Below are 18,506 nucleotides of genomic sequence, written 5' to 3'. Positions count from 1 at the left end.
GGCTGACCGGGAGCTCAGCCCCGCTTCGCTGCGGCGAGCCCGAGCTCCTCCCAGCGCGCCCGCGCCTTCGCCTCGTCCTCCTCGGACGGCCAGACGGTCGGGGGAAACCGTGCGCCACCGAGGTCCGGGTCCGGGTCGTAGTCGAGGTTGATGGTCGCGTCGATCAGCACGCGATTCCACTTGCCGGTCCCGAAAAGGGCGGCGTTGCGGTCGCGCCGCCGCGTGGAAGGGTCGAGCCCCGCCCCGAAGGTCGACGGCATGATGATCACGTCGTCCTCGCCGGCGTTCACCCGGTAGGCGATCGCCCAGTCGACGGCGGCATAATCGTGGATGTCGATGTCGTCGTCGACGACCGTGATGTGCTTGTAGCGCACATGGGCTGCCGACGAGCCCCAGATCGCGTTCGCCACCTGCTTCGCCTGGTTGCGATAGGTCTGCTTGATGGAGACGAGCAGGTTGATGCCCACCTGGACCGGCGGGCAGAACACGTCGGTCACCCCCGGCACGCCGGCATTGTCGAGCACGTTCCAGGCGGTGCCCGCCCGCATGATGGAGCTGCAGACCGCGTTCTCGGAATAGCTGCCGGGGAGCGAACCCTCGATCGCGCCCGACATGACCGGCTTGTTGCGGTGGGTGATGCAGGTGACGCGGCAGGTCGGCTTCGGCGAACGGTCGCCCGCCACATAGCCCGTGAACTCGGCGAACGGACCCTCCATCACGAAATCCTTCGGATCCGTGCTGATCACGCCCTCGATCACGATCTCCGCGCTCGCCGGCACCTCGAGGTCGACCGTCTCGCACTTCACGAGCTCCACCGGCTCGCCGCGTATGCCGCCCATCACGTCATATTCGCAGACGCCCGGCGGCACCGGCTGGCCGGCGCAGAAGCCCATGGCCGGCTCCCAGCCCATGACGAAGGCGATCGGCATCTCCTTCAGCCCGGCCTGCTCGTAGGCGGTGAAGTGGTTTCCGATGTGCTGCGCGCGCCAGATCAGCATCGGGATTTCGGTCCTGCTTGCGAGCATGCCGCGATAGATGCCGACATTCATGACGCCGGTGACCGGGTGACGGGTGACGCAGCCGGCATAGGTGATGATGTAGCGGCCGCCGTCGACCCTGTTCCAATGCGGGCTCGGGAAGTCGAAGAGGTCGATGTCGTCGCCCTTGAGGATGACGTCCTTGACGGGCCCGGTCGCGACGGTGACCGGCTTTATGCGCTCCTGCATGATGGTGCGGGCGACCCGCACGAGCTCGCGCGCGGAGGTCTCCCGCGGCATGCCCAGCATCATCGCAAGCCGGCTGTAGGAGCCGAGTCCGTTTGCAAAGAGCTGGCCGCAGCGGCTTTCCGGACCGTTGTAGTCCTTGATGTTGTTGAAGAGCATCGCCGGCCCGTCGCCCGGCCCCTGGGCGAGCCGCACGATCGTGCCGAGCTCGCAGTTCCAGTCGACCTCCGCCCCGATCTCCCTGAGCTCGCCGGCCTCCCGGAGCGCATCGATCCAACCGCGCTGGTCTCCGAAGGCGACCGGCTTACGTGCAACGCTCATACGCGACTTTCTCCTGTGAGTTCGGCTGGCAGCGGCTCAGGCCGCGAGGGCAAGCGGCATGCCGCGGCCGAGCTCGCGCGCCTTGCGGAACGCGAGCATCGCGATCGCGAGATCCGCCGCGCCGGTGCCATTGTTGTTCTTGTGATAGGTGAGCTGGTCGGGTGCCGTGCGGCCGGGATGCCGGCCGAGCGCGACCTCGCCGAGATCGACGATATCCTCGAAGCGGATGAGACCCTTCTCGATCGGCTGGTAGAGGTCGCCCTGCTTCTCCGCCATCACGCTGTCGCGGAGATTGGCGACGATCAGGTCGGCCTTCTCGGCGGTGCGGTCGTCGAGCTCGCGCCGCACCGTCTTCAGGAACCCGCCCTCGACGAGCTGCATGTTCGAGCCGATGATGCCGGTGATGTGCTGGCCCGGCTGCAGCAGATCGCCATCGAAGAGCACGGTCGAGGTGTTGGTCGCGCAGACGACCACGTCGGCGCCGTCGATGACCGCCTCCGCCGATGCGACGGGTTCGATCGCGACGCCGAAGCGCGCGCCGTACTCCTCCGCGAAGCGCTCCCGGTTGGCCTGATCGCGCCCGAAGACCCGCACGCGCTCGATGCCGGGCCGCTCGGTGAGGAGCGCCTGCAGCTGATGGGAGGCCTGCCCGCCGGAGCCGAACAGCCCGGCGAGCTTCGCATCCTCGCGCACGAGGTGGCGAAATCCGACCCCGCTCGTGGCGCCGGTCCGCATTGCCATCAGGCTGGACGGACCGAGCTCCTTCTCCGGTATCTCGCCGACGAGGATCGCAAGCAGCTCGCCGGTGTTCGAATCGTTCAGCACGAAGACCGGCGGTTCCCGCCGGAGATATTGCTGATGGGCGTCGGCGTGCCCGACGAGCTCCGCCCGGGTCTGCGAGCCGATCACGCCGAGCGCGTGGACGCCGCCGGGGAAATTGCTGACCCGGACGCCCTCGGGGGAGTGCACGCGCCGGCGCGGCGCGTTGATGACCGGATATTCCGAGCCGCCGGCATAGGCGGCGGCGACCGCATCGATCGCCTCGGCCATGCTAACGAGACCCAGAAGCTCGTTCGGCCGCAGAAGAAGAACTTCACTCATGATTCCCGGGCCTCCGCCACATCTTCACCGAGTTCGGCGGAAACGAGCCGCCGCTGACGCCTGTCCTCGCGTCCCCAGACGAACAGGAGCACCACGATCGCAAGGAGGATCGCGGCGCTGATCGGCCGGGTGAAGAAGACCGTCGGGTCCATATCGCTGCGGACCAGCGCATTGCGGAGATTGCTCTCCAGGATCGGCCCGAGCACCAGGCCGAGCACCACGGTCGCGACCGGGAAGTGGTAGCGCACCATCAGGAAGCCGACGCCGCCGAAGAGCACGGTCAGCATGACATCGAAGCTGCTGCTGTTGATGGCGAAGCCGCCGGCCGCCGCAAGCACCGAGATCGTCGGCACCAGGATGTGCGCCGGCACGCGGACGACCTGGGCGGCACCTCTGCGCGCCATCAGGCCGAGCACCACCATCCAGATATTGGAGACGAACAGCAGGATCAGGATCGAGATGAACACGGAGCCGTGGTCGCGAATGAAGAACGGCCCGGGCTCGATGCCCTGGATCATCAGCGCGCCGATCAGGATGGCCGTCACCGGATCTCCGGGAATGCCGAGCGTCAGCAGCGGGATCATCGCGCCGCCGGTCACCGCATTGTTGGAGACCTCGCAGGCGATCACGCCCTTCACTTCGCCATGGCCGAACTTGTCGCCCTCCCGCTTCGTGCGGAGCGCCTCGCCGTAAGCGACCCAGGAGGCGATGGCGGGGCCGGTCCCGGGCAGGAGCCCGATGAAGGTGCCCATCAAGGCGGATTTCAGCGCGAGCCACTTGTTCCGCGCGAAGTCGCGGACGACGTTGCCGACCGAAGCCCTGCGCTCGCTCGTCAGGAATTCCTGCGCCACGTTCGAGCGGAAGGACTTCATCAGCATCTCGGAGATCGCGAAGAGTCCGATCAGCGCCGGAATGAGCGGGATGCCGGCGAGAAGATCCGGGATTCCGAAGGTGAAGCGCGGCACGCCGCTGGTCGGATCGAGCCCGACGGTGGAGATGAAGATCCCGATCAGCGCGCCCGCGCAGCCCTTGAGCAGGGAACCCGTCGAGATGCCGGCGACGCAGACGATGCCGAGCAGGGCGAGCGAGAAATATTCGACCGAGGTGAAGCTCAGCGCCACCTGGGCGAGCACCGGCGCGACCCCGGAGAGAAGCAGCATCGAGACGAGGCCGCCGAGGAAGGAGGCGATGATCGCCGTCGTGATCGCCCGGTCGCCCTCCCCGAGCTTCGCCATCTGGTAGCCGTCGAGCGCCGTCGCGGCATTGCCCGGCGTGCCGGGGGTGTTGATCAGGATCGCCGGGATCGAGCCGGCGAAATAGCCGCTGCAATAGATCCCCAGCAGGAGCGCGAGCGAGGCATTGAGCCCGAGTCCGTAGGTGAGCGGCAGCATGAGGGCGACCGCGGCCGGAGCCGTCAGGCCCGGCGCGGCGCCGAAGACCATGCCGACGAAGGCGCCCACGATCAGGAAGACGTGGACGTAGGGATCGAGGAGGATCGAGAGACCCGCCGCGAAATCCTGTGCGGAGATCAGATCCATGTGGGTAGCAGGATGCTGAAGATGGAACTGAAGACGACGTAGACCGCGGCGACGAAGGCGAGCGGCAGGATCACGAGCTGCGGAATGCTGCGGCACCCCATCGCCAGCATGGTGGCGAGCATGAAGACCCACGAACCGAGCCGGAAGTCGACGCTCTCGAAGGTCAGGAAGTAGACGAGCATCAGCGCGAAGACGGCGACCGCGCGCGCATCGACGAGCGCTGGAAAGGGGACGGGCGCCGCCCACGCCGCCTGGACCATCATGGCGATCCCGATGAGGACGACGCCGATGGTGCAGAGCAGCGGAAAGAAATTCGGCGGCAGCGTCAGGACGTCCGGGCCGGGCGCGATCTGGTAGGAGAGATAGGTGGCGATTCCGCCCACCACTATCAATACCAGACCCGCAACGGAATCAGGATGATGAAAGACTTTGCTCATCTAGTCTAATAGCCTGCCGATCCTCAATGGAAAGCCGCCGCCCGGAGGCGGCGACTTCCGATGGTGCGAGAACTGCTACTTCTTCGCCATCCCGATCCGCTGCAGGACCGGCGCGAGCTCCTTGCTTTCGATCTGGATCTGCTCGGCGAACTTCTCCGGGCCCTGATAGGCGCTGCTGAAGTGGAAGTTGGCGAGGAGCTTGTCGCTCTCCGGGTTGTTCATGATCTTCTCGACCTCGGTGGCGAGCTTGTTCACGACATCCTCCGGCGTGCCGGCGGGCGCCACGAGCCCGAACCATTGCGAGCGGATGAAGTCGAAGCCCTCCTCCTTGAAGGTCGGGATGTCGGGCATGCGCGGCCAGCGCTTCTCGCCGGCAAGGCCGAGCACCTTGATCGCGCCCTCGTTCTCCGACACCATGGCCGGAAAGTTCGACCCGGCCGCCGACACGAAGTCGACCTCGCCGGAGAGAAGCTTCACGAGGGCTTCCTTGCCGCTCTGCGCGTTGATGTGCGTGGCCTGAACGCCGAACTTCTCGAAGAAGGTCTCGGCCGCCAGATGGGGCCCCGAGCCGACGCCCGGGCTCGACCAGGTGACCTTCTGCCCGGACTTCATCGCCTCGACGAGGCTCTTCAGGTCCTGGTACTTGCTGTTGGACGCGACCGCGAAGCCGGTCGGCGCCTCGACCAGGCGCGCGATCGGCGCGAAGCTCTCGCTGGTATAGCCGCTCTCCGTCATCAGCGGACGCGCGGCGAGGCTCGAATCGGAGCCGATGCCGAGCGTGTAGCCGTCCGGCCGCGCACGCGACAGGTTGGCGAGCCCGACCGCGCCGCCCGCACCGGCCTGGTTCACGACGGCGACCGAGGTGCCGAGCACCTCCTCGAGCGGCTGCGCGATCATGCGGCCGACCTGGTCGGTCGCCCCGCCCTGCGCGAACGGGACGATCAGCTTGATCGGCTTGTCCGGATATTCGGCAAGCGCCGGACCGGCGAACGCCAGGGCCATGGAGGCTACGAAGCCAGCCCTGGCGGCCAGGCGCACGCGGCGCGAAAGAAGTTCAATCATTCGGTTCCCTCCAGAGATCTTCGACTATTTGGCGCCGTAGGCCTGCCACAGCGGGGCGAAGGACTGGTCCACCACCTCGGCATAGGCCGGCGCCGGTTCCTGGATCAGGCCGTTCGGGACGAGCAGATCCATCGTCTTCTTGACCATGCTCTCCTTCATGAACGGCACGTAGGTCTTGGCCTGACGCTCGACGGAGATCCGCATCGCGTCGCCGCCGACATCCCCATATTCCTTCTTGGCGATGGCCGTAAGGTCATCGACGTTCGCCGGGTCGGCGATGTAGTTCTGCGCCTTGACGACCGCCCGCACCACCTTCTCGGCCACCGCGCGGTTCTGCGCGATATAGTCCTTCGTGGTCTGGAGCGTGACGTAGCCCATGTCCTGGAAGAGCTCGGGCCCCTCGCCGACCGTCGTGTTCACGACGTAGCGCCACGCATCCATGCCCTCGACCGCGATCGGGCCCCAGGGCTCGGTCACCATGGCCGCCTCGATCTGGCCCGCCTGCCCGGCCGCGATCTGGCGGTCGGCGCCGCGAATCGGGATGAGCTCGGCGTCCTTGTCGGGATCGAGGCCGGCCGCGTTCAGGATGTAGCGGGTCGAAACGTCGGTGAACCCGCCGCGCGCGAGCGTGCCGATCCGCATGCCCTTGAGGTCCGCGACCTCCGGCTTGTGGCCGAGCTTCTCCGCCACGTCCTTGCGCATGATGATCGCGCCGGCATAGTTCGACTGGATGTTCATGATCGTGACGATCGGCTGGCCGAGCTTGGCCGTCTTCACGTTGTTCTCGAACGCCGCGTTCAGAAACTGCAGCGAGCCGCCCATCAGCGCCGCGGTGGCCGGCGGGCCGCCGGCGAAATACTCGATGGTCACCTCGAGGCCCTCCTCCTTGAAGAAGCCCTTGTCGCGGGCGACCACGATCGGCAGCCCGAAGATCGACTTCACCGAGATCCCGACGCTGAGCTTCGTCGTGTCCTGCGCATGCGCGCCGGAGGGTCCTCCGAGCGCGGCGAGACCGAGCGTAACGGCCGCCGCGACGAGCGCGCTCCGTCTCGTCACAGTTGCAAATCCCATGTCAACCTCCCTGCGATTAATTGCTTGTTCCAGGCCGCGGGGTTCCTACCGCGCGTCCTCGCGCCAGATCAGCAGCCTGTCCGACGCCGCCACGAACAGCCGGTCGAGCGCGAAGGCGAGGATCATCAGCACGAAGAGCGGCATGATCATCCCCGTCGTATCGAAGCCGCCCGAGGCGGTGTCGATCATGTAGCCTATGCCGGCGCGCGCCGAGATGAACTCGCCCACGATCGCGCCGATGATCGCGAACGAGATCGCGACCCTGAGCGCGGAGAAGATCCACGGCACGCAATTCGGCAGCAGCACCTTGAAGAAGACCTGATCGCGGCGCGCATGGATGATCCGCATCATGTTCACGAGCTGCGGGTCGACCGATTTGATGCCCTCGTAGGTGTTCAGCATGATCGGCACGACCACCAGCGAGAAGGCGAGCAGGAACTTCGACGCGAAGCCGATGCCGACGAACATCACGATGAGGGGCGCGAGCGCCACGCGCGGCAGGCTGTTCAGCGCGATCACGAACGGCTCGAGCGCCGGACCGAAGACGCGGCTGACGCCGAGCACGAGCCCGAGCAGGATCCCGACCGCGGCACCCGCGGCGAGGCCGGCGAGCGCCTCCTGCATCGTCACCCAGGTATGGTAGGTGATCTCGTTCGCCTTCAGGGATTCCCAGAAGTTGATCGCGAGCAGCGACGGGCTGCTGGTCCAGAAGGTGGGGATCACGCCCGTCCGCGCGCCGAGCTCCCAGCCGCCGATTACGACCACGAGCAGGACGAGCTTCATGAGCGCCACCTGGCGCGAGCGGTCCTGTTCCATCACGCCCTCCCCTGCATGGCCTTCATGGCCTCCGCCCGGAGGTTCTCCCAGATGCTGTCGTGCAGCTCCGTGAAGCGCGGCAGGTGGCGCACCTGCTCGAGATTGCGCGGGCGCTGGATGCCGACTTCGTACTCGGCCATGATGCGGCCGGGCCGCGAGCTCATGACGAGGATGCGGTCGGAGAGCAGGATCGCCTCGGCGAGGTCGTGGGTCACGAAGAGCACGGTCTTGCGGTGCTCTTCCCAGTAGGAGAGGAACATCTCCTGGATGAGCAGCTTTGTCTGGGCATCGAGCGCGCCGAACGGCTCGTCCATGAGGATGAGGCGCGGATTGCAGACGAGGGTCCGCGCGAGCGAGACGCGCTGGCGCATGCCGCCCGAGATCTCGCGCGGATAATGGTCCTCGAAGCCGTCGAGACCCATCACGCGGAGCATGTCCCTGGCGCGCCGGCTGCGCTCCTCCCTGGGCACGCCCGCCACTTCCAGCCCGATCGCCGCGTTCGTCAGCACCGGCCGCCAGGGCAGAAGCGCGTGCTGCTGGAACACGTAGCCGATCGCGGCATCCTTCCCGCCGGGCGGCTCTCCGAATACCTCCACGCTGCCCGACTGCACCGGCACGAGACCGGAGATGAAGTTGAGGAGCGTGCTCTTGCCGCAGCCGGACGGACCCACGATCGAGACGAATTCGCCGTCCTTCAGCGTGAGATCCACATTGTCCAGGATCGGCAGCGGTCGCTTCTGCCGATCGAGCAGCCTGAACCCGAGTCCGCGGATGCGGACGGCGTCCTGCCTGCCCTCCCCGCCCCCCGGTATGACTTGCAAGCCCTTGCGCGCAGCCGTCATCGAGCTGTCGCCTCCCAATCCTTTTATCGCATACGTATACCGAAATTCGAGTTCGGTCTAGCCGCAGCGCGGTTCTCCCGTCAAAACACAGCATAGGACGGTGACCGGAGCAACGGCGCCTCACCGAGTTTTGACACGCGTCGGGGCCTGTATTTTAAAGGGAGGATTTCGCACCGCCCCTCGCAGGGATCGTTGCGCCCACCACGCGTTACGGGTAAACAGGCGCCAAATTGCGTGATTAGGAACGGGAGGTTATCCCCATGAGCATCGTGAGAATGGAAGCGAGCGCGCCAAACGCGGTCCAGGCGAATGCCAATCAGCACCTGCAGGATCTGCGCGGCACGCTCGAATGGCTCGAGCGTCAGGGCGACCTGGTGGTCACCGACAAGGAGGTCAATCCGGACCTCGAGCTGACCGGCCTCCAGAAGCTGATGGACGGGTCCTGCCCGGTCCTCTTCAACAACGTGAAGGGAAAGCCGAACCACCGGCTCCTCACCAACCTCTTCGGCGACATCGAGGTCATCAACAAGATGTTCGGCTGGGCCTCCGACAAGGAGCGCACCCAGAAGCTCGCCTACGCGCTGTCGCACCCGCTGCCGCCGCGCGAGATCGCGCAGTCCGAGGCGCCCTGCCAGGAAGTCGTGATCGAGAATCCGGACGACGTGAACAAGTACCTCGTCCCGATCCGCCACACCGAGCTCGAAAGCGAGATGACCGTCGGCTCCGGCATCCGCGTCGTCTCCGGCGCCTCGTTCGGCGGCGGCACCGATGTCGGCTACAACCGCATGAACTTCCGCTGGGGCAATGTCGGCACGTTCCAGATCTCGCCCGGCTCGCACATGTGGCAGGTCGTGAGCGAGGCCTATCGCAAGAAGGAGCGCGTGCCGCTCACCTTCTGCTTCGGCGTGCCGGCGGCCTGCACGCTCCTCGCCGGTGCCGCCTTCGACTACGTGATCCTGCCCTATGGCTGCGACGAGCTCGGCGTGGCCGGCGCCGCGCAGGGCTTCCCGATCCGCGTCGTGAAGGCGCGCACGGTCGACGCGTGGGCGCTCGCCGACGCCGAGGTCGTGATCGAGGGCTACATCGATCCGCGCGACAAGCGCTTCGAGACGGCCGAGGCCGAGGCCGACCAGACGCAGGGCCGCCACCACTTCCACCCGGAATGGGCCGGCTACATGGGCAAGTCCTATCGCGCGCCGACCTTCCACGTCACCGCGATCACGACCCGCAAGCCCGAATCGAAGCCGATCATCTTCGCCCTCGGCGCCCACACCCTCGACGAGCACAACATCGACACCTCGATCCGCGAGGCGGCGATGTTCGAGCTCTGCAACCGCATGCAGCCGGGCATCGTCCAGGACGTCAACATTCCCTACTGCATGACCGACTGGGGCGGCGTCATCATCCAGGTGAAGAAGCGCAACCGGATCGAGGAAGGCTGGCAGCGCAACTTCCTTTCCGCGCTGCTCTCCACCTCGCAGGGCATGCGCGTGGCGATCGCGGTGAGCGAGGACACCAACATCTACTCGATGGACGACGTGATGTGGTGCCTCACCACCCGCGTGAACCCGCGCACGGACATCCTGAACCCGACGCCGGGCGGCCGCGGCCAGACCTTCATGCCGGCGGAGCGGATGACCGCGGGCGACAAGGAATGGACGGCCACGAACACGAGCTACGAGGGCGGCATGGGTATCGACGCCACCGTCCCCTACGGCTACGAGCAGGACTTCCTGCGGCCGCAATATCCGGTCGACCGGGTGAAGCTCGAGGACTTCCTGTCCAAGGAGCAGATCGCCAACGTCACGGGCCGGATGAAGGGCTGGACCGAGATCCTGGCGCGCACCGGCTACTGAGCCAGAGAAGCGGCCGCGCCGGCTAGGGCGACGGCCGCTCCCGCCCGCTTTCCGAGGGAGGAACGAGAGATGCAGAACGTCTTCGGCGACCATCAGCTGGACATCCCCTTCCAGTCGATCGCCGACCTGCTCGCGAAGTACGCGGTGCGCGACCCGATGAAGCGCGCCATCGTCGATCTCGATCAGGGCAAGGAGATCGCGTTCGGAAAGCTGAAGTCGGTGGCCGACGACATTGCCGGCCACCTGAACGCGCTCGGCGTCGGCAAGGGCGACAAGGTCCTGCTCCTGTCCGACGAGTGCGTCGAGAAGCTCCTCATCTGGCTCGGAATCTGGCGGCTCGGGGCCGTGGTCTGCCCGCTCAACATCGAGCTCAACAGCGAGCACCTGATCGACCTCTCCCGGCTCGCCGACCCGAAGCTCGTCCTGCATCACAAGGACATCGACGTCAGCCAGCTCGCGGCCGACTACCGCTGCATCCGCTTCGCCGGCTGGACGGATGGCGGGCCGGCCGATCCTGAGGATGCGTTCTTTTCGGCGCTCCCCTCCGGCACCGATCCGGCAAGCCTGCCGGAGCGCAACGAGCCCGCCGACCTCGCCTGCATCTTCTGCACGTCCGGCACGACAAGCCGGCCGAAGATGGTGGTCTACGACCACGCGGCCTACTGGCTGAGCGGCCTTTCCACCCTCGACATGCTGGGCCTCACCGAGGACGACCGCACGCTCGAATACCGCTCCTTCGGGTGGAACTCGGCGCAGATCCTGAGCTTCATGCCGTTCCTGGAGGTCGGCTGCACGCTCCACATCGCCAAGCGCTTCTCGCACAGCCGCTTCTTCGAGTGGATCCAGAAATACGGCATCACCTTCTCGGCCGGCGTGCCGACGGTGGTGAACATGCTCCTCAACAAGCCGCTCGGCTACACGGGAGACGACATCCCCACGCTTCGCCTCATGACCTGCTCGACGGCGCCGCTCAGCCCCGAGCAGTGGACGAAGTTCGAGACCATGTACGGCATCAAGCTCCTGCAGCTCTACGGCATGTCCGAGGCCGGCTGGATCTGCGGCAACCGGCATTACAAGTGGAAGCGCGGCACGGTCGGCCTGCCGGCCAAGCACCAGGAATTCGCGATCGTCGACGAGGCCGGCAACGTCTGCCCGCCGGGCGTCGAGGGCGAAGTCACGATCGGCGGCCCGCAGACCGCCCTCGGCACGCTCCGGGACGACGGCAGCCTTGAGCCGGTGCGGGGGCTGCGCACCAAGACCGGCGACCTCGCCGTCCGCGACGACGAGGGCTTCATCACCGTGACCGGCCGGACCAAGGATCTCATCATCCGCGGCGGCATGAACATCTCGCCGGTCGAGATCGACAACGTGCTGATGTCCTCGGACCTCGTCTTCGAGGGCGCGGCGGTCGGCGTTCCGGACCCGATCTACGGGGAGGAGGTCGTCTGCGTCGTGGTGCCCAAGCGGCCGGACGTCACGCCCGAGCAGATCCTGGAATTCTGCAAGAGCCGCCTGCCGCACGCCAAGGTGCCGAAGCGCGTCTACATGGCGGAAAGCCTGCCGAAGAGCGACCGCGGCAAGGTCCTCAGGGACAAGCTTCGCGAATCCCTGCCGAGCCTGCAAGCGATGGCGTGACCCGGGAATGAGCGCATGCGAGGCGGCCGTTCCGCCGCCCGGACGGGAGACGATGGGCGAGACGGCAGCGCAGGACGATCGGAAGGCGCTCGCCTTCGAGGACCTCTCGGTGGGCCAGAGCTTCGTCTCCACCGCCTACGAGATGACGCTTCCCGAGATCCAGACCTTCGCCGGCGCCTATGATCCGCAGGCCTTCCACACCGACCCGGAGGCCGCCCGGAGCACCTTCTTCGGCATGCTGGTCGCCAGCGGCTGGCACACGGCGGCGGTCACGATGCGTCTCTTCGTCCAGGCGACGCCGATCGCCGGCGGGCTCGTCGGCGCCGGCGTCGGCGAGATCGCCTGGCCGCGCGCCGTCCGTCCGGGCGACGTTCTGCGGGTGACGGCCACCATCGAGAGCATCGAGCCGTCCCGCTCGCGTCCGGACATCGGCAAGGTCGTCATGCGGGTCGAGACCTTCAATCAGCGCGGCGAACTGGTCCAGAGGATGCGGCCGACCCTCGTCGTACCGCGTTCGGAGAAACGAGCATGAAGCGCCTGATCGTCGCCCTCACCGGCGCCTCGGGAGTGATCTACGGCATCCGCACGCTGCAGGTGCTCCGTCACATCGAAGACATCGAGAGCCACGTCATCATCTCGCCCTCGGCCGCCCGGACCATCACCGAGGAGACGGATTTCAGCCTCGAGGACGTGCGCGCCCTCGCCGACCGGCTCTACCAGTTCCGCGACATCGGCGCCGGCATCTCGTCGGGCTCCTTCAAGACGCTCGGCATGTTCGTCGCGCCCTGCTCCGCCAAGACGCTGAGCGGGATCGCGCATTCCTACAACGACGAGCTCGTCGTCAGGGCGGCCGACGTCTGCCTGAAGGAGCGGCGGCGCCTCGTGCTGCTCTTCCGCGAAACCCCGCTCCATGCCGGCCACATAGCGCTGATGGACCAGGCGACGCGCAACGGCGCGATCGTCATGCCGCCGGTTCCGGCCTTCTATCACCGGCCGCAGACGATCGACGACATCGTCAACCAGACGGTCGGCCGCGCGCTGGACCTCTTCGATATCGACGCGCATATCGTGAAGCGGTGGCGCGAGGACACCGAGGGCGTCGCGGCGGAGCGTCGCCGGGAGGAACCCGCCGTCACGCCCGAGCCCGCTCTCCCCGGCAAGCTCTGAGCCGATCGGAACGACGCAGGGGCCGCCGCGCACGCGCGGCCGCCCTGTTCGTGTTGCTGTCGAATGGCATCCGCCGGACGCGGACCGGCCTCTACCGGGATGCGCCGCCGATCTCCACTGAACCGGATGAGCGGTCGCGCGGCGGCCGCCCGGACATGCGGCCGCCCGTCTTCCTCCGCCCTCAGGCGAGCTTCAGCTTCTCGAGGAACGACAGCATCGCGGCGCGGCAGGCCTCCGGCTGCTCGATCTGAAGGAGATGGCCGGTCTTCGGCACCGCCTCGTATTCGTAGCCGTTTTCCGTCGCGAGCGCATGGTTGGCCTTGGCGGTCGCGGTGTTCGGCACCAGCTCGTGATCCGCGCCGATCATCTTCATCGGCCCGCCGAACTCCGACGCCTTCGGCCAGAGATCGAGCGTAAGCGCGGCAAGATAGATCGACGCCTCCAGCTCGCGCCGGCAGACCAGCTCATAGCCTTCGCCGTTCGGACGCGGCCGCAGGACGGCTTCGGCCATGTCGTCCTTCGCCTGCTCGTCCCAGCGGCTGCTCGCCTTGTTCCCGCGGAAGAGCCCGGCGAGTTCGCCGACAGAGGCGAAGCGGTCCGGCCTGTTGGCGGCGAACTCGAGCAGCCTCAGCTCGAAAACCCGCATCGCTTCGTAGAGGGGATGGTCCCTCGGCGGCACGTTCGGCGGGTCGAACAGGACGAGCGCGTCCCAGGGGGAGCCGCGCTCCACGGCCTGCTTCATCGCCGCGCGCGACGACATCGAGTGGAACACGCCGACCGTCGGCGCCTTCCCGAGGGCCGCCTCGACCTCGGATGCGACGGACTCGATGTCCTTCGCCATCTGCTCGTAATGGTGGCCGTCCGCCCCCGTCGGCTCGGTCCGGCCGTGGTTGCGCATGTCGAAGACGAGCACGTCGAAGCGCTCGGTGAGCGGCTCCCAGAAGACGCGGTAGCCATCGACCGCGAAGCCGTTGCCGTGGCTGACGACGAGGCGCGTCCCGCCCGGTCGGCCGTAGCGTCGGATCGGGACCGCCAGCCCGTCGGTCATCGTGGCGGTGAAGGTCTCGTTCGGGGCAGGTACCGGCATAATCCATCCGTTCGGCAGGACGCCGCCCGCGGCTCCGCAGGCGGCGTCGGTCTGGTGTGTCAGCCTCAGTGCTTGGCCAGGAAGGCCTCGAGCACCGCCATGAAGGCGTCCGGGTTCTCGAGCGCGGTGATGTGCCCGGCATCGGGGATCACGGCGTGCTCGGCGCCCGGGATCTTGGCGGCCGCCTCGGCGAGCGCCTCGGGCGGCGCGCCCTTGTCCTTGGCGCCGCCCAGGATCAGCGTCGGCACGGTGATCTCGTGGAGCCGAGGACCGAAGGCAAGCGTCTTCAGCGCCTCGCAGCAGCCCTCGTGCCCGACCGGGTTGGTGGTGCGGATCATGTTGCGCACCTTGTCGAGGACGGGCGGGTTCTTGGCGCGCGTCTCCGGGGTGAACCAGCGCTCGATGGTGGGCTCGACGACGCCTTCCATCCCCTTCTCGCGCGCCTTGTCGATGCGCGACTGGAAATAGGCCGCGTAGTCGGGCGGCGCGTCGGGCCGGGAATCGCAGGCCACGATCGTGCGCAGCCGCTCCGGATGCTCGATGCCGAGCCCGTAGCCGATCATGCCGCCGATCGAGAGTCCGACCCAGTGGCTGCGATCGACGCCGAGCTTGTCCCAGATCCCGAGCACGTCCTCGATCAGCATCGGGAAGGTGTACGGCCCCGGCACGGCCTCGGTCTGGCCGTGGCCGCGATGATCGTAGCGCAGGACGCGATAGCGGTCGCTGAGCTTCGCCGCGACGTCGTCCCAGAGCGTGAGGTTGTTGGCGAGCGCGTGCGAGAAGGTGATCCAGGGCGCGCCTTCCGGGCCGGCCAGCTCGCAGTGGAACTTCACGCCGTTCGATTCAATGAACATGGTTCCGAACCGTCCTCTTGAGCGAGCCGCGGCTCACTTGTTCTCGGCCACGTAGGCGATCGGCTCGCTGATCTTGAGCTCGATCAGCACGTTCTCGTCAGCGGAATCCTTCGACAGCTTGGAGCGGTGGGCGATGCCGCGCGGGATGAACAGCATGTCGCCCGGATGCATGGTGCGCTCGCCCATCTCGGTCTCCCAGTCGAGCGCGCCCTTCACGCAGAAGATGATCTCGTGCGCGTCGATGTTCCGGTGCCAGAAGCCCATGTCCTCCTTGCTGCGCTTGGAGAGATCCACCTTCACGGTCTTGCCGTCGTAGAGGCGGAGCGGCTTGCCGTCGGCGAGGTTCAGGTTGCTCGGCTGGAACTTCTCGTCGAAGATGTTGAACATGCGGAACATCTCGGCCATCTCGAGAATGCCGCCGTTGATCATGGGCGACTGGTCGCGCTGCAGCACGACGTTCACGCCGTCGATCGTGACGAGCTCGCGGGTCGGGGTCTTGGTCATTCTTGCCTCCTCAGAAGGTGGTTCGTTCAATCTTCGATCAGCTTGAACCGGACGGAGCCGTCTGACCGTTCGATGCGCTCGGCCTCGCCGCGCCGGACGAGGTAGTTGAGATGCGCCAGCGCCTCGGCCATTGCGAACGCCACCTGGTGGCCGTCAAGCGTACCCTGGAAGAGCGCCGCCAGGCACGCCCCGGCCGAGGCCTCGCCCTGCCGGCGCATGTCAGCCTTGAGCACCTCGAGCCGGTGGGCATGGTGCGCCTTCAGCTCCGCCACCCGCCGGCGGGGGCCGCGGAACGGATCGCGGTGCGAGGGCAGTACGATCGCGCTGTCCGGCACGATCGTCGCGATCCGCTCGAGCGAGGTCAGGAAGTCGTAGAGGGGGTCGGCGAGCGGCTCCCAGGGCCAGACGCTCACATTGCTCGTGATCTTCGGCAGGATCTGGTCGCCGGCGAGATAGATGTCGCGCGCCCGGTCGTAGAGCGTCGCCATCTCGGGCGAATGCCCGGCGCCCGTGATGATCCGCCAGTCACGCCCGTCGATCCGGAGGTCCTCGCCGTCGCGCAGCCGGCAGAACTGCTCGGGCAGGTCGACGCCGCGGTGATAGAGGATCACGCCGTCGTGGAAGACCTGCAGCAGCTCCTCCGAGAGGCCGTTCTGGACGAAGAAGCGCGCCCGCGTCTCGACATCGTCGCTGTAGAGGTTCCGGACGGCGAGATTTGCCGCCATCCACTCGGTCTGGGTCACGTGCGGCAGCAGGTTCCAGTGGCTCGCGATCCAGGCGCAATTGCCCATGTGGTCGGGATGGAAATGGGTCACCACCAGCCGCGTGACCGGCCGCCCGCCCAGAATGTCGTCCCAGGCGGCCGTGATCAGGTCCCGCGTCTCCTGGTCGCCCCAGCCGCAATCGACCATGGTCCAGCCGGACCCGTCGCGGATGAGCCAGAGATTGACCTGCCGGAGGCCGCGGAAGGGGACGGGAATGCTGAGGCGGAAGATGCCGTCGGCGATCTCGCGCCAGCTCCCGATCGGGAGCGGCTCCTGGAAGGTCGCCGGCGGCTGGCTGTCAACGCCCATCGAATCCTCAGGCGGCATGCGGCTCGCCTTCCGGCTCGGTCTCGCCGCGCATCTCCCGGGCCGCATCGAGGACGGCCGCCACCAGCCCGGCATAGCCGGTGCAGCGGCAGATGTGGCCGCCGAGCACCTCGCGCACCTCGTCCTCGCTCGGCTTCGGGTTCCGCCCGAGATAGTCGGTGAAGGACATCAGGATGCCGGGCGTGCAGAAGCCGCACTGGAGGGCGTGATGCTTGTTGAAGGCGCGCTGAAGCGCGTTCAGCCGGTCCTCGTCGCCGGCGAGCGATTCCACCGTCTCCACGCGGCGGCCCTCGACCTGCACCGCGAGCGTGAGGCAGGACCGGCACGCCACGCCGTCGATCATGACCGTGCAGCAGCCGCAGACGCCATGCTCGCAGCCCACATGCGTTCCGGTCGCGCCGAGCGTCTGCCGCAGGAAGTCGCTCAGGAGCGTGCGCGGCTGCGCAGTGCCCGCGGCCCTTTTGCCGTTCAGCTCGAAGCTGACGGAAACGATCTCATCGCGTTCGATACGGCGCATCAGGCGGCCTCTGAAATGATGATGGGCGCCAGCCGGCGGACCAGGTCGCGCCGGTAGCGTGCGCTGGCGTGGATATCGTCGTAGCCGCCGAGCTCCCAGGCGAAGTCCTCGATCGCCTGCCTGCGCTCGGCTTCGGAGCCTCCTGCCGGCAGCTCGAGCAAGCCGGGCCGGTCGGCCACGCCGCCGACGGCAACCCTGATGCTGCCGGCGACCTTTACCGCACCGACCGCCACGATCGCAAAGTCGCCGTGCCGGCGCGCCACCTCGCGGAAGCCGGCGCCCTCCGCTCCGACCCCGACCGGAAAGCGGACGGCGGTGATCAGCTCGTCGGGCCGGCGCGCCGTCGTGAGGAGCCCCTGCTGGAACGCCTCCGCCTTGACCTTGCGGCTGCCCTTCTTCGACCGCAGCACGACCTCGCCGCCGAGAAGCCGGAGCGAGAGCGGCAGCTCGGAGCTCGGATCGGCATGCGCGATCGAGCCGCAGACGGTGCCGCGGTTGCGCGTCTGGAAATGCCCCACCCAGGGCAGCGCCAGGGCAATGAAAGGTGCCCGGGCCTTGAGCTCCGGCCAGGCGAGCAGCCGCGCCTGGGTCACGGACGCGCCGACTTCGACCGCGCCGTCCCGCACGCCGATCTCCGAGAGCTCCTTCAGCTGCGAGATGTCGACGAGGATGCTCGGCTCGACGAGCCGCAGGTTGAGCATCGCCATGAGCGACTGCCCCCCGGCGATGATGCGCGCGTCCTCGCCGTGCTGGGCGAGGAGATCGACCGCCTCCTCGACGCTGTCGGGGCGGACATAGGCGAAGCTTTTCGGTTTCACTGCCCCCTCCCTAGCAGGCTGCGCAGGAACGCCAGCGCACCGGCAAGGCCGCCGGCGCGGGCCGAGGCCGTTCCGCCGACCGCCGGCGCGCCGACCGTGGCCGCGAGCCGCTCGAAGAACTGGCCGATGATGATCTCCGCGGCGCGCTCCATCATGCGCCCGCCGACGGAGGCGACCTTGCCGCTCACGACGACGGAATAGACGTAGTCGAGCCGGCACCCGGCATCGGTCGGCGTGATCGTCACGTCCCCGGTGCCCTCGGAACCGCCGAGCGGTCCGGTCATGCCGCCCGCGAGCCGCGCGAAGCGCTCGGTCTCGAGATCGCTGAGGCGCACGTCGGCGACGAACCGGCCCTTGATCGGACCGACGCCGAGCGAGACCTCGGCCTGATAATGGTTCTCGCCCACAACATTCACCGTATGCGCGCCCGGAACGACCTTTCGGAGCGTCTCCGGATCGAGCAGCGCGCGCCAGATCGCGGAGGGCGGCGCCGCCACCTCGAACGAGCCCTTGCCGGTGAGCGCCCGCCCGCCGCCGGCCGCGGCCTGGGGGGCCGGCGCCGGCGC

At 67.5% G+C, this 18,506-nt stretch carries 19 protein-coding genes; 4 read left to right on the top strand and 15 right to left on the bottom strand.

What is annotated here, in order from left to right:
* Positions 1-14: 14 nt before the first annotated feature.
* The 8 genes from E4O86_RS05225 to E4O86_RS05190 form a co-directional block, all read right to left on the bottom strand.
* On the bottom strand, positions 15-1,544 hold the full coding sequence (locus E4O86_RS05225) for a UbiD family decarboxylase (protein ID WP_161139466.1): 1,530 nt from the start codon (positions 1,542-1,544) through the stop codon (positions 15-17).
* A gap of 36 nt (positions 1,545-1,580) precedes the next feature.
* A complete protein-coding gene (locus E4O86_RS05220; protein WP_161139465.1) occupies positions 1,581-2,645 on the bottom strand; it encodes an ornithine cyclodeaminase family protein in 1,065 nt (354 codons plus the stop codon).
* A complete protein-coding gene (locus E4O86_RS05215) occupies positions 2,642-4,183 on the bottom strand; it encodes a tripartite tricarboxylate transporter permease (protein WP_161139464.1) in 1,542 nt (513 codons plus the stop codon). Before E4O86_RS05215 ends, E4O86_RS05220 begins: the two co-directional genes overlap by 4 nt.
* On the bottom strand, positions 4,174-4,620 hold the full coding sequence (locus tag E4O86_RS05210) for a tripartite tricarboxylate transporter TctB family protein (RefSeq protein WP_161139463.1): 447 nt from the start codon (positions 4,618-4,620) through the stop codon (positions 4,174-4,176). Before E4O86_RS05210 ends, E4O86_RS05215 begins: the two co-directional genes overlap by 10 nt.
* A 75-nt stretch (positions 4,621-4,695) precedes the next feature.
* Positions 4,696-5,682, bottom strand: coding sequence for a Bug family tripartite tricarboxylate transporter substrate binding protein (locus E4O86_RS05205; protein WP_161139462.1), 987 nt, complete (start codon positions 5,680-5,682; stop codon positions 4,696-4,698).
* Positions 5,683-5,706: 24 nt separating this feature from the next.
* A complete protein-coding gene (locus E4O86_RS05200) occupies positions 5,707-6,753 on the bottom strand; it encodes an ABC transporter substrate-binding protein (RefSeq protein WP_161139461.1) in 1,047 nt (348 codons plus the stop codon).
* A 45-nt stretch (positions 6,754-6,798) separates the two neighbouring features.
* On the bottom strand, positions 6,799-7,569 hold the full coding sequence (locus tag E4O86_RS05195) for an ABC transporter permease (RefSeq protein ID WP_161139460.1): 771 nt from the start codon (positions 7,567-7,569) through the stop codon (positions 6,799-6,801).
* Positions 7,569-8,411, bottom strand: coding sequence for an ABC transporter ATP-binding protein (locus E4O86_RS05190; protein ID WP_205520717.1), 843 nt, complete (start codon positions 8,409-8,411; stop codon positions 7,569-7,571). The genes E4O86_RS05195 and E4O86_RS05190 overlap by 1 nt, the downstream gene beginning before the upstream one ends.
* 260 nt (positions 8,412-8,671) lie before the next feature.
* Between E4O86_RS05190 and E4O86_RS05185 the strand changes: the two genes are divergently transcribed.
* The 4 genes from E4O86_RS05185 to E4O86_RS05170 all read left to right on the top strand — a co-directional run bounded on the left by E4O86_RS05185 (position 8,672) and on the right by E4O86_RS05170 (position 13,069).
* A complete protein-coding gene (locus E4O86_RS05185) occupies positions 8,672-10,267 on the top strand; it encodes a UbiD family decarboxylase (protein WP_161139459.1) in 1,596 nt (531 codons plus the stop codon).
* 69 nt (positions 10,268-10,336) lie between these two features.
* Positions 10,337-11,902 (top strand): class I adenylate-forming enzyme family protein, encoded by a 1,566-nt coding sequence (locus E4O86_RS05180; RefSeq protein ID WP_161139458.1) that lies wholly within the window; start codon positions 10,337-10,339, stop codon positions 11,900-11,902.
* A 52-nt stretch (positions 11,903-11,954) separates the two neighbouring features.
* Positions 11,955-12,434 (top strand): MaoC family dehydratase, encoded by a 480-nt coding sequence (locus E4O86_RS05175; protein ID WP_161139457.1) that lies wholly within the window; start codon positions 11,955-11,957, stop codon positions 12,432-12,434.
* Positions 12,431-13,069, top strand: a complete 639-nt coding sequence (locus tag E4O86_RS05170) for a UbiX family flavin prenyltransferase (protein ID WP_161139456.1) — start codon at positions 12,431-12,433, stop codon at positions 13,067-13,069. The genes E4O86_RS05175 and E4O86_RS05170 overlap by 4 nt, the downstream gene beginning before the upstream one ends.
* A gap of 181 nt (positions 13,070-13,250) precedes the next feature.
* Here E4O86_RS05170 and E4O86_RS05165 read toward each other — a convergent pair whose 3' ends face one another.
* The 7 genes from E4O86_RS05165 to E4O86_RS05135 form a co-directional block, all read right to left on the bottom strand.
* Positions 13,251-14,156 carry an alpha/beta fold hydrolase gene (locus E4O86_RS05165; protein WP_161139455.1) on the bottom strand — a complete coding sequence of 302 codons (906 nt, stop codon included), beginning with the start codon at positions 14,154-14,156 and terminating at the stop codon, positions 13,251-13,253.
* A gap of 65 nt (positions 14,157-14,221) precedes the next feature.
* Complete coding sequence (locus tag E4O86_RS05160) at positions 14,222-15,010, bottom strand: alpha/beta fold hydrolase (RefSeq protein WP_161139454.1); 789 nt, start codon at positions 15,008-15,010, stop codon at positions 14,222-14,224.
* Positions 15,011-15,043: 33 nt separating this feature from the next.
* On the bottom strand, positions 15,044-15,514 hold the full coding sequence (locus tag E4O86_RS05155; RefSeq protein WP_161139453.1) for a cupin domain-containing protein: 471 nt from the start codon (positions 15,512-15,514) through the stop codon (positions 15,044-15,046).
* A gap of 26 nt (positions 15,515-15,540) precedes the next feature.
* Positions 15,541-16,605, bottom strand: coding sequence for an MBL fold metallo-hydrolase (locus E4O86_RS05150; RefSeq protein WP_161139452.1), 1,065 nt, complete (start codon positions 16,603-16,605; stop codon positions 15,541-15,543).
* Positions 16,595-17,122: a (2Fe-2S)-binding protein gene (locus E4O86_RS05145; protein ID WP_161139451.1), complete on the bottom strand. Its 528-nt coding sequence runs from the start codon at positions 17,120-17,122 to the stop codon at positions 16,595-16,597. The genes E4O86_RS05150 and E4O86_RS05145 overlap by 11 nt, the downstream gene beginning before the upstream one ends.
* Positions 17,122-17,940 carry an FAD binding domain-containing protein gene (locus tag E4O86_RS05140; protein ID WP_161139450.1) on the bottom strand — a complete coding sequence of 273 codons (819 nt, stop codon included), beginning with the start codon at positions 17,938-17,940 and terminating at the stop codon, positions 17,122-17,124. The genes E4O86_RS05145 and E4O86_RS05140 overlap by 1 nt, the downstream gene beginning before the upstream one ends.
* Positions 17,937-18,506 (bottom strand): SRPBCC family protein (locus E4O86_RS05135; RefSeq protein ID WP_161139449.1); only part of this gene is annotated, 570 nt, incomplete at its 5' end. The genes E4O86_RS05135 and E4O86_RS05140, both read right to left, overlap by 4 nt.

The organism is Propylenella binzhouense, assembly GCF_009866965.1.
GTDB classification, from domain to species: Bacteria; Pseudomonadota; Alphaproteobacteria; order Rhizobiales; family Afifellaceae; genus Propylenella; species Propylenella binzhouense.
The sequence above is the reverse complement of the archived record's forward strand: the minus strand, read 5'-3'. Positions and strand labels throughout refer to the sequence as shown.